Annotated in this window: 16 protein-coding genes and 1 tRNA gene; 7 read left to right on the top strand and 10 right to left on the bottom strand. The window is 60.1% G+C overall.

Features of this window, described 5'->3' with window-relative positions; genetic code table 11:
• Nucleotides 1-421: 421 nt before the first annotated feature.
• Entirely contained in the window at nt 422-1,321 is a 900-nt protein-coding gene (locus tag HMPREF2787_RS02960) for an HAD family hydrolase (RefSeq protein ID WP_083326642.1), read from the top strand.
• Nucleotides 1,322-1,345: 24 nt separating this feature from the next.
• On the opposite strand, the gene HMPREF2787_RS02955 is transcribed toward HMPREF2787_RS02960, so the two are convergent.
• A complete protein-coding gene (locus HMPREF2787_RS02955; RefSeq protein ID WP_083326641.1) occupies nt 1,346-2,353 on the bottom strand; it encodes a Fic family protein in 1,008 nt (335 codons plus the stop codon).
• 204 nt (nt 2,354-2,557) lie between these two features.
• Between HMPREF2787_RS02955 and HMPREF2787_RS02950 the strand changes: the two genes are divergently transcribed.
• Nucleotides 2,558-3,058, top strand: a complete 501-nt coding sequence (locus HMPREF2787_RS02950; RefSeq protein ID WP_016421928.1) for a phage holin family protein — start codon at nt 2,558-2,560, stop codon at nt 3,056-3,058.
• Between the two features lie 94 nt (nt 3,059-3,152).
• On the top strand, nt 3,153-4,130 hold the full coding sequence (locus tag HMPREF2787_RS02945; RefSeq protein ID WP_070858343.1) for an alpha/beta fold hydrolase: 978 nt from the start codon (nt 3,153-3,155) through the stop codon (nt 4,128-4,130).
• A gap of 44 nt (nt 4,131-4,174) precedes the next feature.
• On the opposite strand, the gene HMPREF2787_RS02940 is transcribed toward HMPREF2787_RS02945, so the two are convergent.
• The 4 genes from HMPREF2787_RS02940 to nth are packed head-to-tail and all read right to left on the bottom strand — an operon-like array spanning nt 4,175 to nt 7,971.
• Nucleotides 4,175-5,371: a MarP family serine protease gene (locus HMPREF2787_RS02940; protein ID WP_070566754.1), complete on the bottom strand. Its 1,197-nt coding sequence runs from the start codon at nt 5,369-5,371 to the stop codon at nt 4,175-4,177.
• Complete coding sequence (locus tag HMPREF2787_RS02935) at nt 5,368-6,267, bottom strand: NUDIX hydrolase (RefSeq protein ID WP_070858342.1); 900 nt, start codon at nt 6,265-6,267, stop codon at nt 5,368-5,370. The genes HMPREF2787_RS02940 and HMPREF2787_RS02935 overlap by 4 nt, the downstream gene beginning before the upstream one ends.
• Complete coding sequence (locus HMPREF2787_RS02930) at nt 6,264-7,025, bottom strand: TlpA family protein disulfide reductase (RefSeq protein WP_016421924.1); 762 nt, start codon at nt 7,023-7,025, stop codon at nt 6,264-6,266. The genes HMPREF2787_RS02935 and HMPREF2787_RS02930 overlap by 4 nt, the downstream gene beginning before the upstream one ends.
• Before the next feature lie 16 nt (nt 7,026-7,041).
• Nucleotides 7,042-7,971 carry an endonuclease III gene (gene nth / locus HMPREF2787_RS02925; RefSeq protein WP_168168047.1) on the bottom strand — a complete coding sequence of 310 codons (930 nt, stop codon included), beginning with the start codon at nt 7,969-7,971 and terminating at the stop codon, nt 7,042-7,044.
• A 500-nt stretch (nt 7,972-8,471) separates the two neighbouring features.
• On the opposite strand from nth, the gene glxR reads away from it, so the two are divergent.
• On the top strand, nt 8,472-9,155 hold the full coding sequence (gene glxR, locus HMPREF2787_RS02920) for a CRP-like cAMP-activated global transcriptional regulator GlxR (RefSeq protein WP_005511668.1): 684 nt from the start codon (nt 8,472-8,474) through the stop codon (nt 9,153-9,155).
• Between the two features lie 605 nt (nt 9,156-9,760).
• Here the strand turns inward: glxR and HMPREF2787_RS02915 are convergent.
• From HMPREF2787_RS02915 to HMPREF2787_RS02905, 4 genes are all read right to left on the bottom strand, one after another.
• Nucleotides 9,761-10,576 carry an MBL fold metallo-hydrolase gene (locus HMPREF2787_RS02915; RefSeq protein WP_038627422.1) on the bottom strand — a complete coding sequence of 272 codons (816 nt, stop codon included), beginning with the start codon at nt 10,574-10,576 and terminating at the stop codon, nt 9,761-9,763.
• A gap of 135 nt (nt 10,577-10,711) precedes the next feature.
• Nucleotides 10,712-11,188, bottom strand: coding sequence for a RidA family protein (locus HMPREF2787_RS02910; protein WP_070603597.1), 477 nt, complete (start codon nt 11,186-11,188; stop codon nt 10,712-10,714).
• 135 nt (nt 11,189-11,323) lie between these two features.
• Entirely contained in the window at nt 11,324-11,485 is a 162-nt protein-coding gene (locus tag HMPREF2787_RS10985; RefSeq protein ID WP_005511670.1) for a Sp36 family protein, read from the bottom strand.
• Between the two features lie 71 nt (nt 11,486-11,556).
• Nucleotides 11,557-11,919: a WhiB family transcriptional regulator gene (locus HMPREF2787_RS02905; RefSeq protein ID WP_070858340.1), complete on the bottom strand. Its 363-nt coding sequence runs from the start codon at nt 11,917-11,919 to the stop codon at nt 11,557-11,559.
• A 370-nt stretch (nt 11,920-12,289) separates the two neighbouring features.
• Here HMPREF2787_RS02905 and HMPREF2787_RS02900 point away from each other — a divergent pair, with 370 nt between their 5' ends.
• Nucleotides 12,290-14,698 (top strand): transglycosylase domain-containing protein, encoded by a 2,409-nt coding sequence (locus HMPREF2787_RS02900; RefSeq protein ID WP_070858339.1) that lies wholly within the window; start codon nt 12,290-12,292, stop codon nt 14,696-14,698.
• A gap of 94 nt (nt 14,699-14,792) precedes the next feature.
• Here the strand turns inward: HMPREF2787_RS02900 and HMPREF2787_RS02895 are convergent, their stop codons facing one another.
• Nucleotides 14,793-15,254, bottom strand: a complete 462-nt coding sequence (locus tag HMPREF2787_RS02895; protein WP_049189436.1) for a GatB/YqeY domain-containing protein — start codon at nt 15,252-15,254, stop codon at nt 14,793-14,795.
• Nucleotides 15,255-15,293: 39 nt separating this feature from the next.
• Here HMPREF2787_RS02895 and HMPREF2787_RS02890 point away from each other — a divergent pair, with 39 nt between their 5' ends.
• The gene (locus HMPREF2787_RS02890) at nt 15,294-16,229 is read left to right on the top strand and encodes a metallophosphoesterase (protein WP_070858338.1); all 936 of its coding nucleotides are present in this window, start codon (nt 15,294-15,296) and stop codon (nt 16,227-16,229) included.
• A gap of 177 nt (nt 16,230-16,406) precedes the next feature.
• Nucleotides 16,407-16,483 (top strand) — tRNA-Pro (locus tag HMPREF2787_RS02885).
• Nucleotides 16,484-16,715 lie beyond the last annotated feature (232 nt).

The following is a 16,715-nucleotide window of genomic DNA, read 5'->3' as shown; positions in this document are numbered from 1 at the left end:
TAAACTCATACAGTTTCACATTTGCAGCCCGCAATTTTTACTACATACCCCTCAACATTGGGCCAAAAAGGGGCGACGCCCCGCGCCGGGGGGGGGATTGGCGCGAGGCGTCTTTAACCGGCTCGGGGGGGGATTGAGCCGGGGCGGCCTCGCAGTCTGTTTCTAAAAAGAACAAGAAGGGGCCAGCCACGTCCAAGTATTACATATCCCGAGGAATCTGCAAATACCTTACAAAGGATTTAATGCCCATTATGTTCGATGTCACGTTTCCTCGATTAATCGCGCCGACCCAAACCCCACCGACCCGAACGCCACCAGACCCACGACCGCCACCGGCCCAATCGCCCCAATCCCCCACCCAGCAGTTAAACACTCATAATGCTCTCCCCGTGCCCGACATCCATGGGTAAGCTCGGAGTCTATGAACACCGGCGAGAACAAGGCTTCAACAACGCCGCAGCCGCGCGCTTCTACGGACACGAGCAGCTCTAAAGATGCCCAAATCGCTGCAGGCCTCCACGCCACCGCTGACTCTCGCGTCGCTGCGTTCTTTGACCTGGATAAAACCATTATTGCCAAGAGCTCGGCATATGCGTTCAACAAGCAATTCCTCGAGCGCGGCATCATTTCGCCGACAGACATGCTGCAAATGGCGCTCAGCCATGCCCTGTACATGTCGCAGGGGCACGATGAGGCTCAAATGGAGGCCACCCGCGAGCAGTTTTCCGCCCTTATCGCTGGTCACAGCGCAAGGGAGCTGCGCCAGGTCGCCATCGAAACCCTAGAGCAGAACATCACTCCGTACATCTACGCCGAGGCCTTGGAGCTCATTCGTGAACACCGCGCACAGGGGCATCAGGTGTTCATTATCTCGGCATCGGCTCGACAGATTGTTGAGCCCATTGCGCAGGCGCTCGGTGTCTACAACGTGGTGGCCACCGAGCTGGAGGTCCGCGATGGGCTCTTCACGGGTGAAACGGAGTTCTTCTGCCGAGGCGAAAACAAGGCCGTGCAGATGCGTCGGATAGCGGAAAAGCGCCAGTTCGACCTGGCCGAATGCTTCGCATACTCGGATTCCATCACTGATGAGCCCATGCTGTCTGCAGTCGGCCATCCCGTCGTGGTCAATCCCGATCGCGCCCTGCGCAAGATTGCGACGGAGCGTGAGTGGCCTGTGCGCCAATTCCGGAATCCCGTCCCGCTGTTTCGCGCGCCGTCGAAACGCAATGCTGCAATTCTTGCCGGCGTCACACTGGCGCTTGGCGCGGGTGCGACGCTGTTGGCACTGCGCAAAAACGACGACGAGTCAAAGGCCGACTAACTCACCATCCAGCAGCCGGCCTGCCTACACCGCTTCGGCGATACCGCGTGCTTCCACGGCACCGGCCTTCAGCCCCTCCAGGTGCAGGAGAATCCACGCACGCAGGCCATCAGCGCTTCCCGACGCAAACCCCTCTGCGGCCTCGAAATACTCCTGGCGGTGGCGGGTCCAGTAGACCTCGGGCACGGCCAAGCCACGCGGATCCAGGCCGGTTGCGACAGTCGTCAGTCGCGAGGCGGCGCGGGCGATGATGCCGTTGTGGTACTCGAAGGGGCGCAGAGTCAGCAGCTCACCGTGCACAATCGCCGAGAGCACACCAGCATGGATCTGGCTGCGGCCAGTGATGAAGTCACCGAGCACGTGCAGACGCTGCTCCTTCATCGCGGATGAGAGCTTGTCGTCACCGACCGGACGGCCGGCCTTCATCCGCGGCTCGGAACCGTCTTCAGTTTCACCTGCGGGCGATGCGTTCAACGCAAACTTGGCCAGCACCTGCTGCGGAGCGCGCTGCCACACGCGAGTGGTCTCACCAATTGACTCCGGGGAAATGGTGTCGGCAACCCGCAGGGCTGCTGCGAGCACGGGGTCGGTGATATTGCCGTCGTCGGGAAGCGATGGCTCGCCGCCTTCTAGCCACGCCGATGCCCGAGCGCCACGCAGGACCGACTCGGAGCCGGTGACGTTGTGCTTGCGCAGGTTGGCCTTGTGCCTATGGACGGACTGGATGGCCTTGGCCGCAACATCAGCCGCGTGCGCAACGCCGTCGAGTTGCCACAGGGGCGCGAGGGGGTCCTTGGGGTCAAGCTGCGGAATAGCAGCGGCGGGAGCACTGTCAGCGCCACCGGCACCCGATTCAGATGCCTTCGCCTGCGCTGCCTCACGCTCTGCGCGCTTCTTCGCCGACACGGAGGACACACCCAGGCTCATGCCAGCTAGGCCACCCTTTCCGACACCGGCGCCATTGCCGTCACCATTGCCAGCACCGGCACCAACTCCATCGGCTCCACGCACGTTCTCAGGCTGATTGTTCATATCCCACACCCTAATTCTTCACCGCTAAGTAAGTGACAAACTTATATAGAAATGGTCAAAGATGAGAAAAACTTCAACGAGTTCTTGGCTTTTTCGCCCTTATGGCGCGCCCTACCCACAATCAGAGGTAGTATGGCAGTTTGTAACTGCAGTTTTAAAGTTTCAAACCATCTTTTCCAACCATCTGCGTAGGAGGAAGTACACGTGAGCAACGACGATACGAAGGGTCTCTTTACCGACGGCACCGAACCGCGTGTTACCGCTATCCCGCTGAGTGATGTGGATAGCAACGCATCGGGTGATGCTAGCGTCGGCCAGCTCGTGTCTAATGCTTCTTCGCAGATTTCCGCTCTGGTTCGCTCTGAAATTGAGCTGGCCAAGGCCGAAATTGCTGGCGAGGCTAAGAAGGGCGCAGTTGGCGGTGGCTTCTTCGCGGTTGCCGGCGTCGTCGCGCTGTACTCCTCGTTCTTCTTTTTCTTCTTCCTCGGCTGGCTGCTGGATGTTTGGCTGCCAACCTGGGCTGCCTTCCTCATCGTTTTCGTTCTGATGCTGGTCATCGCTGGTGTGGCAGCACTGCTGGGTCTGAAGAAGGTCAAGTCGATCCGCAAGCCGGAGAAGACCATCGAGTCGATGCAGGAGCTGAAGGGGGTCGTGCCGTCGGGGTCGGCGAAGAAGTCTTCGCAGTCGAACGGTATGTACACCTAAAGGCTTGAAAGAAATTGGGCGGGACTTTGTTGGTCTCGCCCTTTTGTCTTATTCAGTCCCGGTTTAAGCCCTTCGGATAAGGTATTTTCCCCTCATGACCTCCCTCCGCGATTCTCTCACTGGCCCCTGGCGTCATCGTCTCATTCACGTCCGCGGCCAGCGCCTACACATCGCGGAGTGCGGCCGCCCCTCCGATCCGCTCGTGTTGTTTATTCACGGCTCGACTGGCGGTTGGTTTGAATGGCGCGAGGTTTTGCCACTGCTTAACGACGACTCGGGAGACCCCCTCCCCGTGCACGCTGTGGCTATTTCTATGCGTGGCTACGGTCAGTCCGACCGAACACCGCAAGGCTACGATCCGTTTGAGGCGGCCCAGGACATCGCCTCATCGATTCGCTCGTTGGGGCATTCGACCGCGCTGCTGGTCTGTCAGGGGTTCGGCACCTGGGTGGCGTGGACGTTGGCTTCGCGGCAGCCCAATCTTGTCTCCGGAATTATTGGTTGTGGTGCTGCACATCCGAAAGTGTGGCTGAACCAGTTGAAGAGCCCGTGGTCGGAGGACTTCCGCAGTAGCCTGGCTCCTCTGCTGCGCCGTTCGTGGTGGGACTCGCGGCCACGGGTACCGCAGTTGCGTCGCAATAAGTTCAGCACGCAGGCGGCTGAGGCTCGCCAGCAGCGGCTTATTGACCGCATCGTGCGCGAGTCCATGTCCACCACCGGGGAGGGGTTCGCCGAGACCTCCGAGGGAAAACAGACCGCGGAACTCATGGCTGACAGCCTGGCCAGTGGTGCACTCCGCCCTGCACTGGCTCACATGAATTGGTGGACGCGACCGGCTCCGGCCGCTTTCCGCAAGTGGTTGAGTGCGGTGGAGGGCTCGTCGAAAAGCGATGAGCACACGGTGCTGCTCGTCGGCGAGCAGGACACTCGTACCCCACGTGCGCTAGTGGAGCTCAGCTCGAGTCACGTGCGCGTTGTGCCGGATTGTGGGCACTTCCTGCCGGCAGAGAAACCTCAGGCTGTGGTGCAGGCAATCAGGGATCACCTGCACTGGTTGCCGGAGGGGTCTTAGACTCCGGCTCGGCTGGGGCTGGCGCGCCCCACACAACTTTCCGCTTACCCCGCCACGCACTCTTGCGTGCTGATCGCCCCGTAGTTATCCATCGCCTCATCAATGTGTGGCTGGACCTCGGCGTGCGTCAGCGCGTAACCAGTCTGGTCATTGTTCACACCGGCACCGAAGACCAAGCCCAGGATCTGGCCCTGCGGCGTAATCAGTGGGCCGCCCGAGTTACCGTGGCGCACATCTGCCTTCAGAACATAGGACTGACGCTCGTGCCGAGTCGACGAATAAATATCCGGGCCTCGAATAATGATGTTCTCCGTCACGCGCGCAGGTGTGGCCTTAAAGGGGCCGGACTCGGGAAAGCCCAGCACTACCGCGTCATCGCCCGGACGAGCTTCCTGATCCGCCCACTGCATGGGCTCCAGGGGTAGGTCGGTGGTTCGGAGCAGTGCGACGTCGTCAAGCGGATCGTAGTGCACGACGTTCGCGTCAGCCATGCCGACCACGGTTTCCAGCCGAACAGTGGTGGCGCCAGCGACCACGTGCGCGTTTGTCAGAATCAAATCCGGCGCGATGACAAAGCCAGTACCCTGCAGCAAGCGTTCACACTGCGGGGCCTCGCCCAAGACGCGGACGATGGACGGTCGAATACTGTCGACGACACCTTGTGAAATCACATTGGGGTCGGCGGGCTCATCGGGGACGTTCTGCTTGTAGCCGAATGGCGGAGCGATGGCGGGCATTCCATCATCGCGAAGCTGACGGAGGATGCCACTGAAGCCGTCACTCCATTCGTCGGGCGCGACCTGGTCAATGAGGTTCATGCCCTTGGACTCACGCACCCAGTCGGCGAACTGCCCGGGCACGGCGGTGGCCAGCGGCACGGCGATCATCCATGTCACTACCAGCGCCGTCACGGACTGCACGATGGCACCGAGGCTAGAATCCAGGCCGACTGCCAGCGGCGAGCGAATGGTATTCCGCAGCGACTGCCCCGCCACTGTTCCCACCGCATGACCAATCAACGCCAACAGAATCACCGTGCCGAGGCCCAGAAGAACCTTTCCCGACTGGTTCTCGACCTGCGCCATAGCTAGCGGCGCCAAGGGCACACCAATGACCAAGCCCAGGACAACGCCCAAAATGGCCATAATCGACGAGACGGCGCCCTGCTGCCAGCCGACGATAAGCGCGAAAATGAAGACCGCCAGCAGCGCAACGTCAAACACAGCGATTGCAGGCATCATCGTCGGCCTCCCTTCAGTACGGACAGTTTTTCACCATTAGCGGAACGCGCGAGCACCGGCAAAAGTTTCTGGACGTTGGTGTCGTCCCACGGTTCCGACCAGCCGGCCACGTCTAGCAAGTAGGACAGCACGCCGCCGGTAAAGCCCCAAACGATGAAGTCGCCAACTTTAAATGCCGGCCCTGTCCAGCCGTGATAGCCCAGCATCATGCGGTTGTCCGGATTCGTCAGATGGCTAATTGGCACATTGAGCACCGATTCCGTCTCTGCGGGGTCGACCACACGCAGCGGATGCGGTGCATGCCAATACGCCAACACCGGATTCACCGCGAAGCCAGTCCGCGAAATGTCAATCGAGTCCAGCACCCGCACCGGCGTCACCGTCTCTCGGTTCAGGCCGGTTTCTTCCTCGGCTTCACGCAGCGCAGTATCAATTTCATCCACGTCCTCGGGATCGACACGACCGCCCGGAAAAGCCATCTGGCCTGCATGCTTACGCAGGGTTGTCGCCCTGTGTGTAAGCACCACGCTGGCATCCTCCGGCCGTTGGTGCGCCTCCGCATCACCGCTGATCAGCACCAACACCGCCGACCGCGCCGGATTCCGCAACGGTTTCTCCTGCGTCGAAGAGTCTCGCCGCAACTTCGCAAACGCACGCTTCACGCTTGACGACGAAGCGGAGCGACCGGCCACCTGCTGCTCCGAGTGGCCTGTTGTGGCGTGGCTGGCGCTGCTGGCATGGCTGGTGCTGGCGTGGCTGGCGTGGCTGGCGCTGCTGGCGTGACCTGCCGCGTCGTGATCAGCACTGACCAGGTGCGGCGGCAAACTATTGGTCAACCACTTCGGCAGATACAGCCCCGAGCTTGCGTCACGATTCCACGACTGTCCCTGAGTCACTTCAATGCACCTCGCACGAGATCAGTAATCTGCTGCGCATCGGTGAATTCACCAGGATGAATGGCCGCCACCGTGCCATCTGCCTTAAACACCACGGTGATGGGCACAACTCGCGGTAGATTCAACGCTGGTCCGACCACGTCGACCGTGTCCGAGTAGGTCGGTAGCTTCACTCCGATTTCCTGCAGGAAGGCTTGGCCACGCCCCGCCTCGCGAGCCGCATGCACCGTCGCCACCTGCACGTCCGGATTGTCCTTGGCCCATTGCTCAATAAGCGGTAGCTCTTGGCGACACGGCGCACAGTTCCACGCCCAGACATTAAGCACTGTCGGCTTGCCCTCGACGATCTGCCCCATGTCCACCAGTTCCACTTGCCCAGCCTCGTTGTCCTGGCTTGCCGAGTCTCCCGACTCCGCCAACAGCGGCAAGCGCACACCGGTCAGCGAGCCACTACCCGCTACCGCCGCGATCTCATCCTTTGACATCGCTGGCGCTGCCGGTGCACCATCCACTTCACCATCACTGCCAGCGCCATCACCATTGCCAGCGCCATCCGCATCGACACTCACACCAGATCCGGTCCCACCACCGTCGGCCTCGTCATTGCCACCAGTGGTATTCACAATCGCGAAAATCACCAGACCCACAATGCTAATTCCCGCGATGAGCAGCGTAATCAGCGATGCCGAACGGTTAACGTCCGCCTGCCGATCCTCATAGTGGCCACCATTGTGACTATGACCGCCCTGCTCATTCACGAAAAGTGCTCCTCGACTAGTCCTGTGTCGCTGTGGTGTTGCGCGCGCTATCCCCGTCGTCAAGCGCGGAAAGTTCCTCCCCACTGTAGCCGTCATTAAGACCGGCCAGGTAGAGAAGCCATTCCCTATCGTCTGACTTAATCAACTTCTCCGCAGTCTCCGGCTCCGCCGGACCCGCGATGCCATACGACGGGCAATCCGCCGCCAAGAAGCACGCCCCGCACGCCGCCCGGCGCGAATGGCACACCCGGCGACCGTGGAAAATCAGCCGGTGCGAAAACCACGTCCACTCCGCGCGCGGTAGCACCTCCATCATCTCGTGCTCCACGCGCACCGGATCTTCCTGCTCCGTGAGGCCCATGCGCCGCACCAGACGCCCAAAATGCGTATCGACCGTCAAACCCGGCACCCCAAAAGCATTCCCCAGCACCACATTTGCCGTCTTTCGCCCCACGCCCGGCAGCTTCACCAGCTCCTCCAACGTGCCCGGGACCTCGCCGCCGTGCTGCTCCATCACCCCCTGCGCAAAGCCGATAATGTTCGCAGCCTTATTCCTATAGAAACCCGTCGGCCGAACGAGCTCCTCGACCTCCTCCTGATTCGCAACCGCCAACTCGGCCGGGCTGGGGTACCTAGCGAACAGCGCCGGCGTGGTCATATTCACCCGCACGTCCGTACACTGCGCCGACAGAATCGTCGCCACCGCGAGCTCATACGGATTTCGAAAGTCCAGCTCACAGTGAGCATTCGGGTATGCCACCGCCAGCGTGCGGTTAATCCGCCGCGCGCGCCGCACCATACCCAGGCGCGTCTCCTTCCCTCGCGCCGCCGGATGCGCCCCCACCGCCCGACGCTTCTTCGACGTCAGGGATCCCTGCGGGTGCGTGGGTTGAGGTTTGCTTATCTGGTGCGTGCTTAACGACGATGCCTTGCCAGTCGTATCCATGGTCGTAGTGTATCGGCTACCCCGGATTGCAATTCGCGTGCGCACCTTTCGCGGGCCGAATCCTTAGTTTCATCCGGGATGCGGATAAGACCGGTAGCAGCTCGGGCATATTCGGTCAAAAACCAAAGAAGTCATGCCCCACCACATCTTGGAACACCGTTAGCGAATTATTAGTTATAAATACACAGTTCAGCGGCTTTTCACCAGAATTCCCCACAGGCGCAGTGGCTCTTTTGCTACAGTGGTGCTTATCACATCTTGGTGACGGCGTAGTTTTGGGATGCATCTGTAGAGGCGATTTGTCGTGAAATTCGCCCAGGGATGAACCTGCCTTGAAAGCTGGCAGCGGCGTTACCGGGAAAGACCGAAAGTAGTGGGACTAGTGGGACGGGGTAGTTTCTCTTCCTGTTTGGCCACTGCAATCTGTAGTCGAGTGCTAATTTGGCGGCTGCTGGCCTGTATTTACGGTGGTTAGTGGCCAAAGACAGGAGAATTTTACCGTGGATGACGTCAAGGAGATTCTCTCCCGGGCCGGTGTATTTCAGGGAGTTGACCAGGAGGCTGTGCAGGCCCTGCTCGGTGAGCTCGAGACGGTTCGCTTCCCGCGTGGAACCACCATCTTCAATGAGGGTGAGCCGGGCGATCGGCTCTACATCATTATTGATGGCAAGGTGAAGCTGGCTCGTCGCTCAGCCGACGGTCGTGAAAACCTGTTGACCATCATGGGCCCGTCCGACATGTTCGGCGAGCTCTCCATCTTCGACCCGGGCCCGCGCACCTCCTCGGCGGTCTGCGTCACCGAAGTTTCCGCCGCGTCCATGAGTGCCGATCAGCTGCAGGAATGGGTTGGTTCACACCCTGATGTTCCAGCTCAGCTGCTGCGCATGCTGGCCCGCCGTCTGCGCCGCACCAACAATTCACTGGCTGACCTCATTTTCACCGACGTCCCAGGTCGCGTTGCTAAGTCCCTGCTTCAGCTGGCCAATCGCTTCGGTGTTCAAGAAGGTTCTGCTCTCCGCGTGAACCACGACCTGACTCAGGAGGAAATCGCACAGCTCGTCGGCGCCTCCCGAGAGACCGTTAACAAGGCTCTGGCAGAGTTCGCCCACCGCGGCTGGATTCGCCTTGAGGGCAAGTCCGTGCTCATCTCCGATACGGAGCGTTTGGCCCGCCGCGCACGTTAGCTTGTGGCGCACGTTAGCTTGTTGCGCTTGTGGCGCTGCCCAAACGACTCACATCCCGCAGCCTCTGCTTTTGGATCCCCGGTTCCCGTAGGAGCACATGAAACGCATGAGGCTCGCGGGATTTTTGTTGTCTTCCCCCGCTGGCCTGGCATGCTGACCTGGTATGCCGGCCTGCCATGCTGACCTGGCATGCCGGCCAAGTTTGGCGCACTTATCGATGCTTTTCTGCCACTTATCGATGCTTTCCCGGCACCTATCGATGCACCATTCACCGATTTCTCCTTGCATCAATCACTTATCGATGCGCTGTTCACTTGTGCGCGCGCTATAGCTCATCGACAAGTGGATACCTCATCGATAAGTGATTGAGCTGGCCCCGACGAGGCCAACCCACCCAACCGGCACTAGCCCACCCCAACCAGCACTACCCCAAACAAAAAGCGCGCAACCCGCAAAACTGCAGGTCACACGCTCTTTTCATGCGGTGAGTCAAGCTCAGCTTCACTCAAGCTCGGCTTCAGCCAAGCCTCAATTAAGCCCAGCCCAGACCAGCCCAGCAACTGGCCCAAGCCGAAGCCAAAGCCCAGCCCAGCCCAAGCCCCCAATTACTCCCCGTGATCACGCAGGTAGCGCAGGGTCACACGAGTCGACTGCTCAGCAGCATGACGCAGCACCGGATCGACATCGGTGTAAATCTCATCCACAATCTGGTCAACCGTAGCCTCGTCGCCCAGCTTGGCAACGGCGTCCTTCACCTGCTGCAGGCGCAGCTTACGGCGCTCAATGTACTTCTGCGTCATTACAGTGATGTCCGGCAGGTCAGCACCATGACCAGGCAGCAGACGTACGCCCTTGCCGCGCGTATCCAGCATTTCCAGGGTTTCCATGTACTTACCCAGGTCGCCGTCGGTCTCCGAGATCATAGTGGTGTGGCGGCCAGCGATAGTGTCACCGGTAACGATGCCTTCAACATCGTCTTCGCCATCACCAGTATGGATGAAGTAGCAGACAGAATCAGCGGTGTGACCAGGGGTTGCCACGACCTCAATCTGCGGGGTCACTCCGTCGAGGACGATACGTTCGCCGTCGACAAGCGGATCCTGACCTCCCGCACAGTACTGAGACTCCAGCTCTCGAATCGGCGCGCCGGTGAGCTGGCGGAAACGTGCGGCGCCATCAGCATGGTCGCCATGACGGTGCGTCAGCAGAATCAACGCGACGTCACCGGCATAACGCTGGAGGACGTTCAGGTGCCCCTCGTCCTCCGGACCCGGATCGATGACAATGCTGCGACTATCCCCCTCAGCCTTAATAACGTAGGAGTTCGTACCCTCCAGCGAAGAGTAGCTGGGGTTCGGGCACAGAACGACGCCCACAGACTGAGAAATCTGACGCAGTTGGCTATACGCAGGATGCTCCATGTCCTCTATCCTACGTGGTTGCGCAATCCGGGGAGCGCGCCACGTCCTCCAATTCGGCTCATTTGGGTGTAAACACGCTTTACGACGACTCGGAGAACGCAGCATTCCCGCTGCTCACGGCAGCAAACACAGCAGCTACTGGGCTACTTCAACGATGATCTCGACTTCCACGGGAGCGTCCAGCGGAAGCTGATTCACACCCACTGCTGAACGAGCGTGCTGGCCGCGTTCACCGAAGACCTCGCCGAAGAGTTCCGAGGCTCCATTGATAACGCCCGGCTGACCAGTGAATCCGGCGGCGGAATTGACGAAGCCGACGACCTTCACGATGCGGGCGACATTGTCTAGGCCAACCTCAGCATCGACTGCGGCCAAAGCGTTAAGAGCGCAGGTGCGGGCGGCCTCCTTGGCCTCCTCAGCAGTGACTTCTGCGCCGACGTGGCCGACGTGGGTGAGCTCGCCGTTAACGAATGGGAGCTGACCGGAGGTGAAAACGAGGTTGCCCGTGCGCGTTGCGGGTACGTAGGCCGCAACTGGCGCGGCAACGGCAGGCAGAGTAAGCCCCAGGTCCTCGAGGGCCTGGGACGGAGTGCGAGATTCAGAGTTGCTCATTTGAGTTAAGCCTTTCCACGGCGACTGGGGCCCGACGAATAAAGCCGGACAAAGCAAGATGGCAGCCAACTGTTAGTCAGCTGCCAATCGAAAGCACAACCGCCGTTGTTAGTTAGGTGCTAGACACTGAGGTAATTAGTCAGCCTTCGGGCGCTTGAAGTAACCGACGTGGTTTTCGCCGGTCGGACCCGGGAGAACAGTGACAAGTTCCCAGCCGTCCTCACCAAAGTTGTCCAGGATGGCCTTGGTGTTGTGAATGAGCAGCGGTGCGGTGAAGTATTCCCATTTAGTAGTCATGGAAGCTACTCTATCTGTCCCCCAGCCTCGCGCGCTGGGGGTTCAGTTTTACTTCGGTTTAAGTTCGGTTTTTACTTAGCCAGCTTTGCCTTGCGCTGAGCTGCGTACTGCTCAGCGTAGAAGTCGGCCCACGAAGTAATTTCCGGGTGCTCGCGCAGCATTGCGCGGCGCTGACGCTCGGTCAGGCCACCCCAGACGCCGAACTCGACGCGGTTATCCAGAGCGTCGGCACGGCACTGCAGAACCACTGGGCAGTGGCGGCAGATAACTGCGGCTTCGCGCTGTGCGGCGCCGCGAACGAACAACTTATCCGGGTCAACATCGCGGCACTTAGCGCGCGGGACCCACTCCTGACGATCGCGGAAGCTCTCTACACCGAGCTCGTAGTCTGGCGTAGTAGCAGTGCGGTTGCGATCGGGAATCGTGGCGGTCATTGTAGCCTCCTCGTGCCTGCGATTTTCGTTATTTCGAAATAGTTTCAACTAAATAGTGCTGAAATTTTGTTGTAAGTCTATTCACACCACCCAAATAATGTCGATTGGGTCACACTGGGAGGGTGGACGTGGCGCAGCTCTAAATACAACAATGCAGGTGGGGCAACTTTTTCCAACAAAAGCACGGGGGTGATTTGCGTCACTATGAAAATCTTTTTCCGGAAACCACCACACGATGAGTTGCCCGGTATTGTAAGGGCGCTCGTAGCACTCCTCCCCCGCTCGCCAGGCGTTTTTCTGGGCTCGCCGGGCATGTCTCTAGGCGGATTTTCGAAAACTCACTTCGGCTCAATCCGCCCTACCTTGTAGTGTGATTGCTGTGAATAAAGGTTCGACGCTGTTCAAGCTCTCCGTTGCCACTGTGTTGGCAGCGTTGATTGTGGCCAGCGCCCTCTTTCCTCTTGTGGGCGGCTCGGCCTACCTCGTCGCGCGCACGGCTGATGAATTCGCGTCGGCGTCGCGGTCGGTGATTTCTAAGGACGCACCGGGGGTCACCACTATTACGGATCGTAATGATCAGCCAATTGCGTGGCTCTATGATCAGCGGCGGTTTAATGTGCCGTCGGAACGTATCTCGCCAGCTATGAAGGATGCGCTGGTCAGCGTGGAAGATAGGCGCTTTTATGAGCACTCTGGTGTGGACTGGAAGGGTACTGCTCGTGCGGCGGTAAAGAACTTCATGTCCCAGTCGGTGCAGGAAGGCGCCTCCACAATTGAGCAGCAGTTGATTAAGAACCACACGCTGCTGGTGGACGCAGAGTCGGAGTCGGAGCGCCGCGCTGCTACTGCCACGGATTATGGTCGCAAGATCCGCGAGATTCGCATCGCGTTGGATCTGGAAGATGAGCTGACGAAAGACGAGATTCTGACTAAGTACCTGAACTTGGTCCCCTTCGGCAATGGCGCGTTCGGCGTGGAAGCTGCAGCTCAGACATACTTTGGCATTCCCGCGTCCGATCTGAATGTCCCGCAGGCCGCTCTGCTCGCGGGCATGGTTCAGCAGTCCTCCGGGCTCGATCCGTATACAAATCCGGAAGGTGCGCATGCACGGCGTAACGACGTGCTTGCGGCCATGGAATCCACGGGAGCAATTGGCCCGCAGGAGGCTCAGGACGCCAAGGCAGCTGATCTCGGTATTCTCCCAGAGCCTCAGCGCCTGCCGCAGGGCTGTATCGCGGCGGGCGATCGGGGTTTCTTCTGTGATTATGTGGTCTCCTACTTGGAGAACCACGGTATTGAGACCGATAAGCTCAAGCGCGGTGGCTTCCATGTGAAGACCACACTGGACCCGCGTGTGCAGGACAGCGTGCAGGAGTCTCTGCGTCAGCAGGCGTCACCGACTGCGGATGGCGCAGCCGAGGTTATGAGTTTGCTTGAGCCTGGGGATGACTCCAGGAAGTTGCTCGCGATGGCGTCGTCACGCGTATACGGCCTCGATGCGGAACAAATGCAGACCGTGCAGCCGCAGCCATTTACGCCGGTGGGCAATGGCGCGGGCTCGATTTTTAAGATTTTCGCGGCGACGTCGGCGGTGGAAAAGGGGCTGGGTATTGACACCAACTTCCCGGTGCCGCGTCGTTATGAGGCCTCCGGACTGGGCACCGGCGGCGCAGAGGGCTGCCCGCCGGGCCTGTACTGCGTGGAGAACGTGGGTAGTTTCCCGCCGTCGATGTCGCTGCGTGAGACGCTCGCGCGGTCGCCGAATACGCCTTTTATTCAGATTTCGGAGCTGGTTGGCGTTGATGGCGTGATGGACATGGCGGTACGCCTGGGCATGCGCTCATACACGGAGCCGGGCAGTTTTGATGGTGAGTCCTCGGTGGCGGACTATGTCTCGGAGCATAAGCTCGGCTCATTCGTGCTGGGTCCGACGGCGGTGAATAACCTTGAGCTGTCCAATGTCGCTGCCACCCTGGCCAGCAATGGCCGCTGGTGCGAGCCCTCTCCAATTGAGTCGATCACGGATTCCAAGGGCAATGCGGTCAAGCTGAATGTGCCACCGTGCGAGCAGGCAGTGGAGCCGGGTGTCGCGCACGCAATTGCTAATGCGCTCAGCAATGACGCCACCGATGGCACCGCGAAGGATGCCGCGAAAGAGCTGAATTGGGAAGGCCCAGTCGCGGCTAAGACCGGTACCACCGAGTCGAACCAGTCCGCGGCATTCCTGGGCTTCACCGGCGGCCTGGCCGGATCGGTGTACGCCTACAACGACACCCCGACGGTCACGGAGCTGTGTACGTCACCGCTGCGCCAGTGCCCAAGCGGCAACCTCTTTGGTGGTCGCGAGCCCGCGCGGACATGGTTCGGCGCAGTTGGCCCAGTCATCGAGGACTACGGCGGAAAGAACCTCCCACCACTGGATTCGGACTACGGCCTGGGCACCTCGATCACCCAAATGCCGAATGTGGTGGGCATGCAGAAGGCCGAGGCTCGGGAGACCCTTAAGAAGGCCGGCTACAAGGTAGAGGAACGCACAGTCTCCCTCACCGGCGAGTCGCGAGGAATCGTGGTCGGGCTGGATCAGCCGCCGCTGCTACTCAAGGGTGGCACCGTCACGATCCGCGTGGCCGATGGCACCCGCCGTCCGACCCCGCCACCAGCGCCGTCGCCGCGACCGGACTCGACGACGACCCGGCCGGATCCACTACCGCAGTTCCCTCGTCCGAATACTCCGCCAGCGCCGAGCTTGCGGGATCTGATTCCGCTGCTGCCGTTCTAGTTCGCTTTAGTTCGCTCTGGGAGGCAGCTCCAACCCGCGCCAAAGAAACAGCTGCAACGCTTATCGCCGAAAAGGGAAACGGCGAAAGGCCGCATTAGCCCTGCAGGGCAGCCTTAACGGCCTCGGAAAGCCGCTTGCCATCAACCTGGCCAGCGGCCTTTTCCTTAGCCACCTTCATAACCTGGCCCATGATCTTCATGCTCGGCGCATCATCGCCAGCAACCTCGGCCACGGATTCCGCAACGAGGTTCTTCACGGCGTCGTCGTCAAGCTGTTCGGGCTGGTAGCGAGCGAAAACCTCTGCTTCGGCGAGTTCGGCGTCGGCAAGTTCCTGGCGGCCGTTCTCGGCGTACATCTCAGCGGACTCGCGACGCTTCTTGACCTCCCGCTCAATCACACGCAGCACCTCGTCATCGGTGAGCTCGTGCTTGGAGCCGGAAACCTCCTCAGTCTGGATAGCGGCCTTCAGCATGCGTAGCGCCGCGACGGTTTCCTTGTCGCGGGCCTTCATTGCGGCGGTCATATCGGAGACAATTGTGTTCTTCAGTTCACTCATACGCCCTAGATTACCGCTGTAGTTGATAGTGTCTCTGTCATGACATCGCGCGCTTTTTCCAACCGAATTCTGCGGTCTGCCGCAGCTCTCGCCACGCTCGGCTTGACGACGTTCATCTACGCGAACCAAATCGAATTGCGCGCATTTAAACTCCACCGTGTGCAAGTTCCCGTGCTGGCACCCGGCACGCTCGCCCGGGCGGGAAAGCGCGAGGGTGAGCCTTTCCGGATTCTGCATGTCTCCGACTTCCACATGATCCCCGACCAGAAGCTGAAGCAGAAGTGGGTTGCCAGCCTCGATGCTCTGAACCCTGACCTGGTGATTAATACTGGCGACAACCTGGGCAGCGACAAGGCCGTTCCCAGTGTCCTCGCAGCGCTCGGCCCCCTACTGAACCGTCCGGGCGCATTCGTGTTTGGCACGAATGACTACTTCGCGCCACGGCCTGTCAATCCGCTGAAGTACCTGACGGGCAAGAAGCGCAAGCCCTCGCGCGTCGAACTGCCGTGGCGCGGCATGCGCGCTGCGTTTATCGAACACGGTTGGCAGGATGCCACCCATGCCCGGCTGGAGTTTGTGGCGGGTGGCGTGAAGGTGGCGCTGTCCGGTGTAGATGACCCTCATCACGAGTTGGAGGATTATTCGCAGATCGCCGGTGCCCCGAATGCGGATGCCGACATCGCTATCGGCCTGTCGCACTCCCCCGAGCCGCACGTGTTGGACGCTTTTGCGGAAGATGGCTACGACCTGGTGCTTTCTGGTCACACACACGGTGGCCAGGTCTGTCTGCCCGGAGGGAAGGCCATTGTGACCAACTGCGGTATCGACCGCTCGCGGGCCTCGGGGCTGTCGCGCTGGACCGAGAAGACGTGGCTGCATGTCTCCAATGGCCTTGGCACTTCCCCTTACGCCCCGGTGCGCTTGTTCTGCCGCCCATCCGCGACCTTGATTGAGGTTGTGGAGCGGGATTCGTAGTTCGTAGTCCGTAGTTTGTAAGGGTGCAGTTCGTAGTTCGTCGGGTGCGGCGGAGACCGCGGCTTGTTCCCACAGCCCTTTAAGCAGGCGTTTTGCATTCTGACTCGGCGTCGGGCTAAAGTAAGTCCTCGCAAGCACAGCACTGAGACGTATGTTCCCAGTTTGTGTCTGTGGCCTCGGGGTATGGCGCAGCTTGGTAGCGCGCTTCGTTCGGGACGAAGAGGCCGTGGGTTCAAATCCCGCTACCCCGACCAAGTAGAAACCCTCTCTCACCGGGAATTATCCAAGTGAGGGAGGGTTTTGTCGTCGGCTGCTGGGGCCTACTTTTCGGCAGAGTTCCGGGTTGATAGCCAAAGAGTGTGTCCAGTTCTCAAGGTAGCGACTAGTCAGGCCCCAACTGCGGCAGCACCACAGCCCGGAGTTACGTGGCAAAACTGTCAACCCGAAAACTCCGGGGCTGCAAATGTGAAACTGTGTGAGTTTATG

It is taken from the genome of Corynebacterium sp. HMSC061H03, from assembly GCF_001838215.1.
Classification (GTDB): domain Bacteria; phylum Actinomycetota; class Actinomycetes; order Mycobacteriales; family Mycobacteriaceae; genus Corynebacterium; species Corynebacterium jeikeium_D.
Note: the sequence above shows the minus strand (reverse complement) of the source record. Positions and strands in the feature narration are given on the sequence as shown.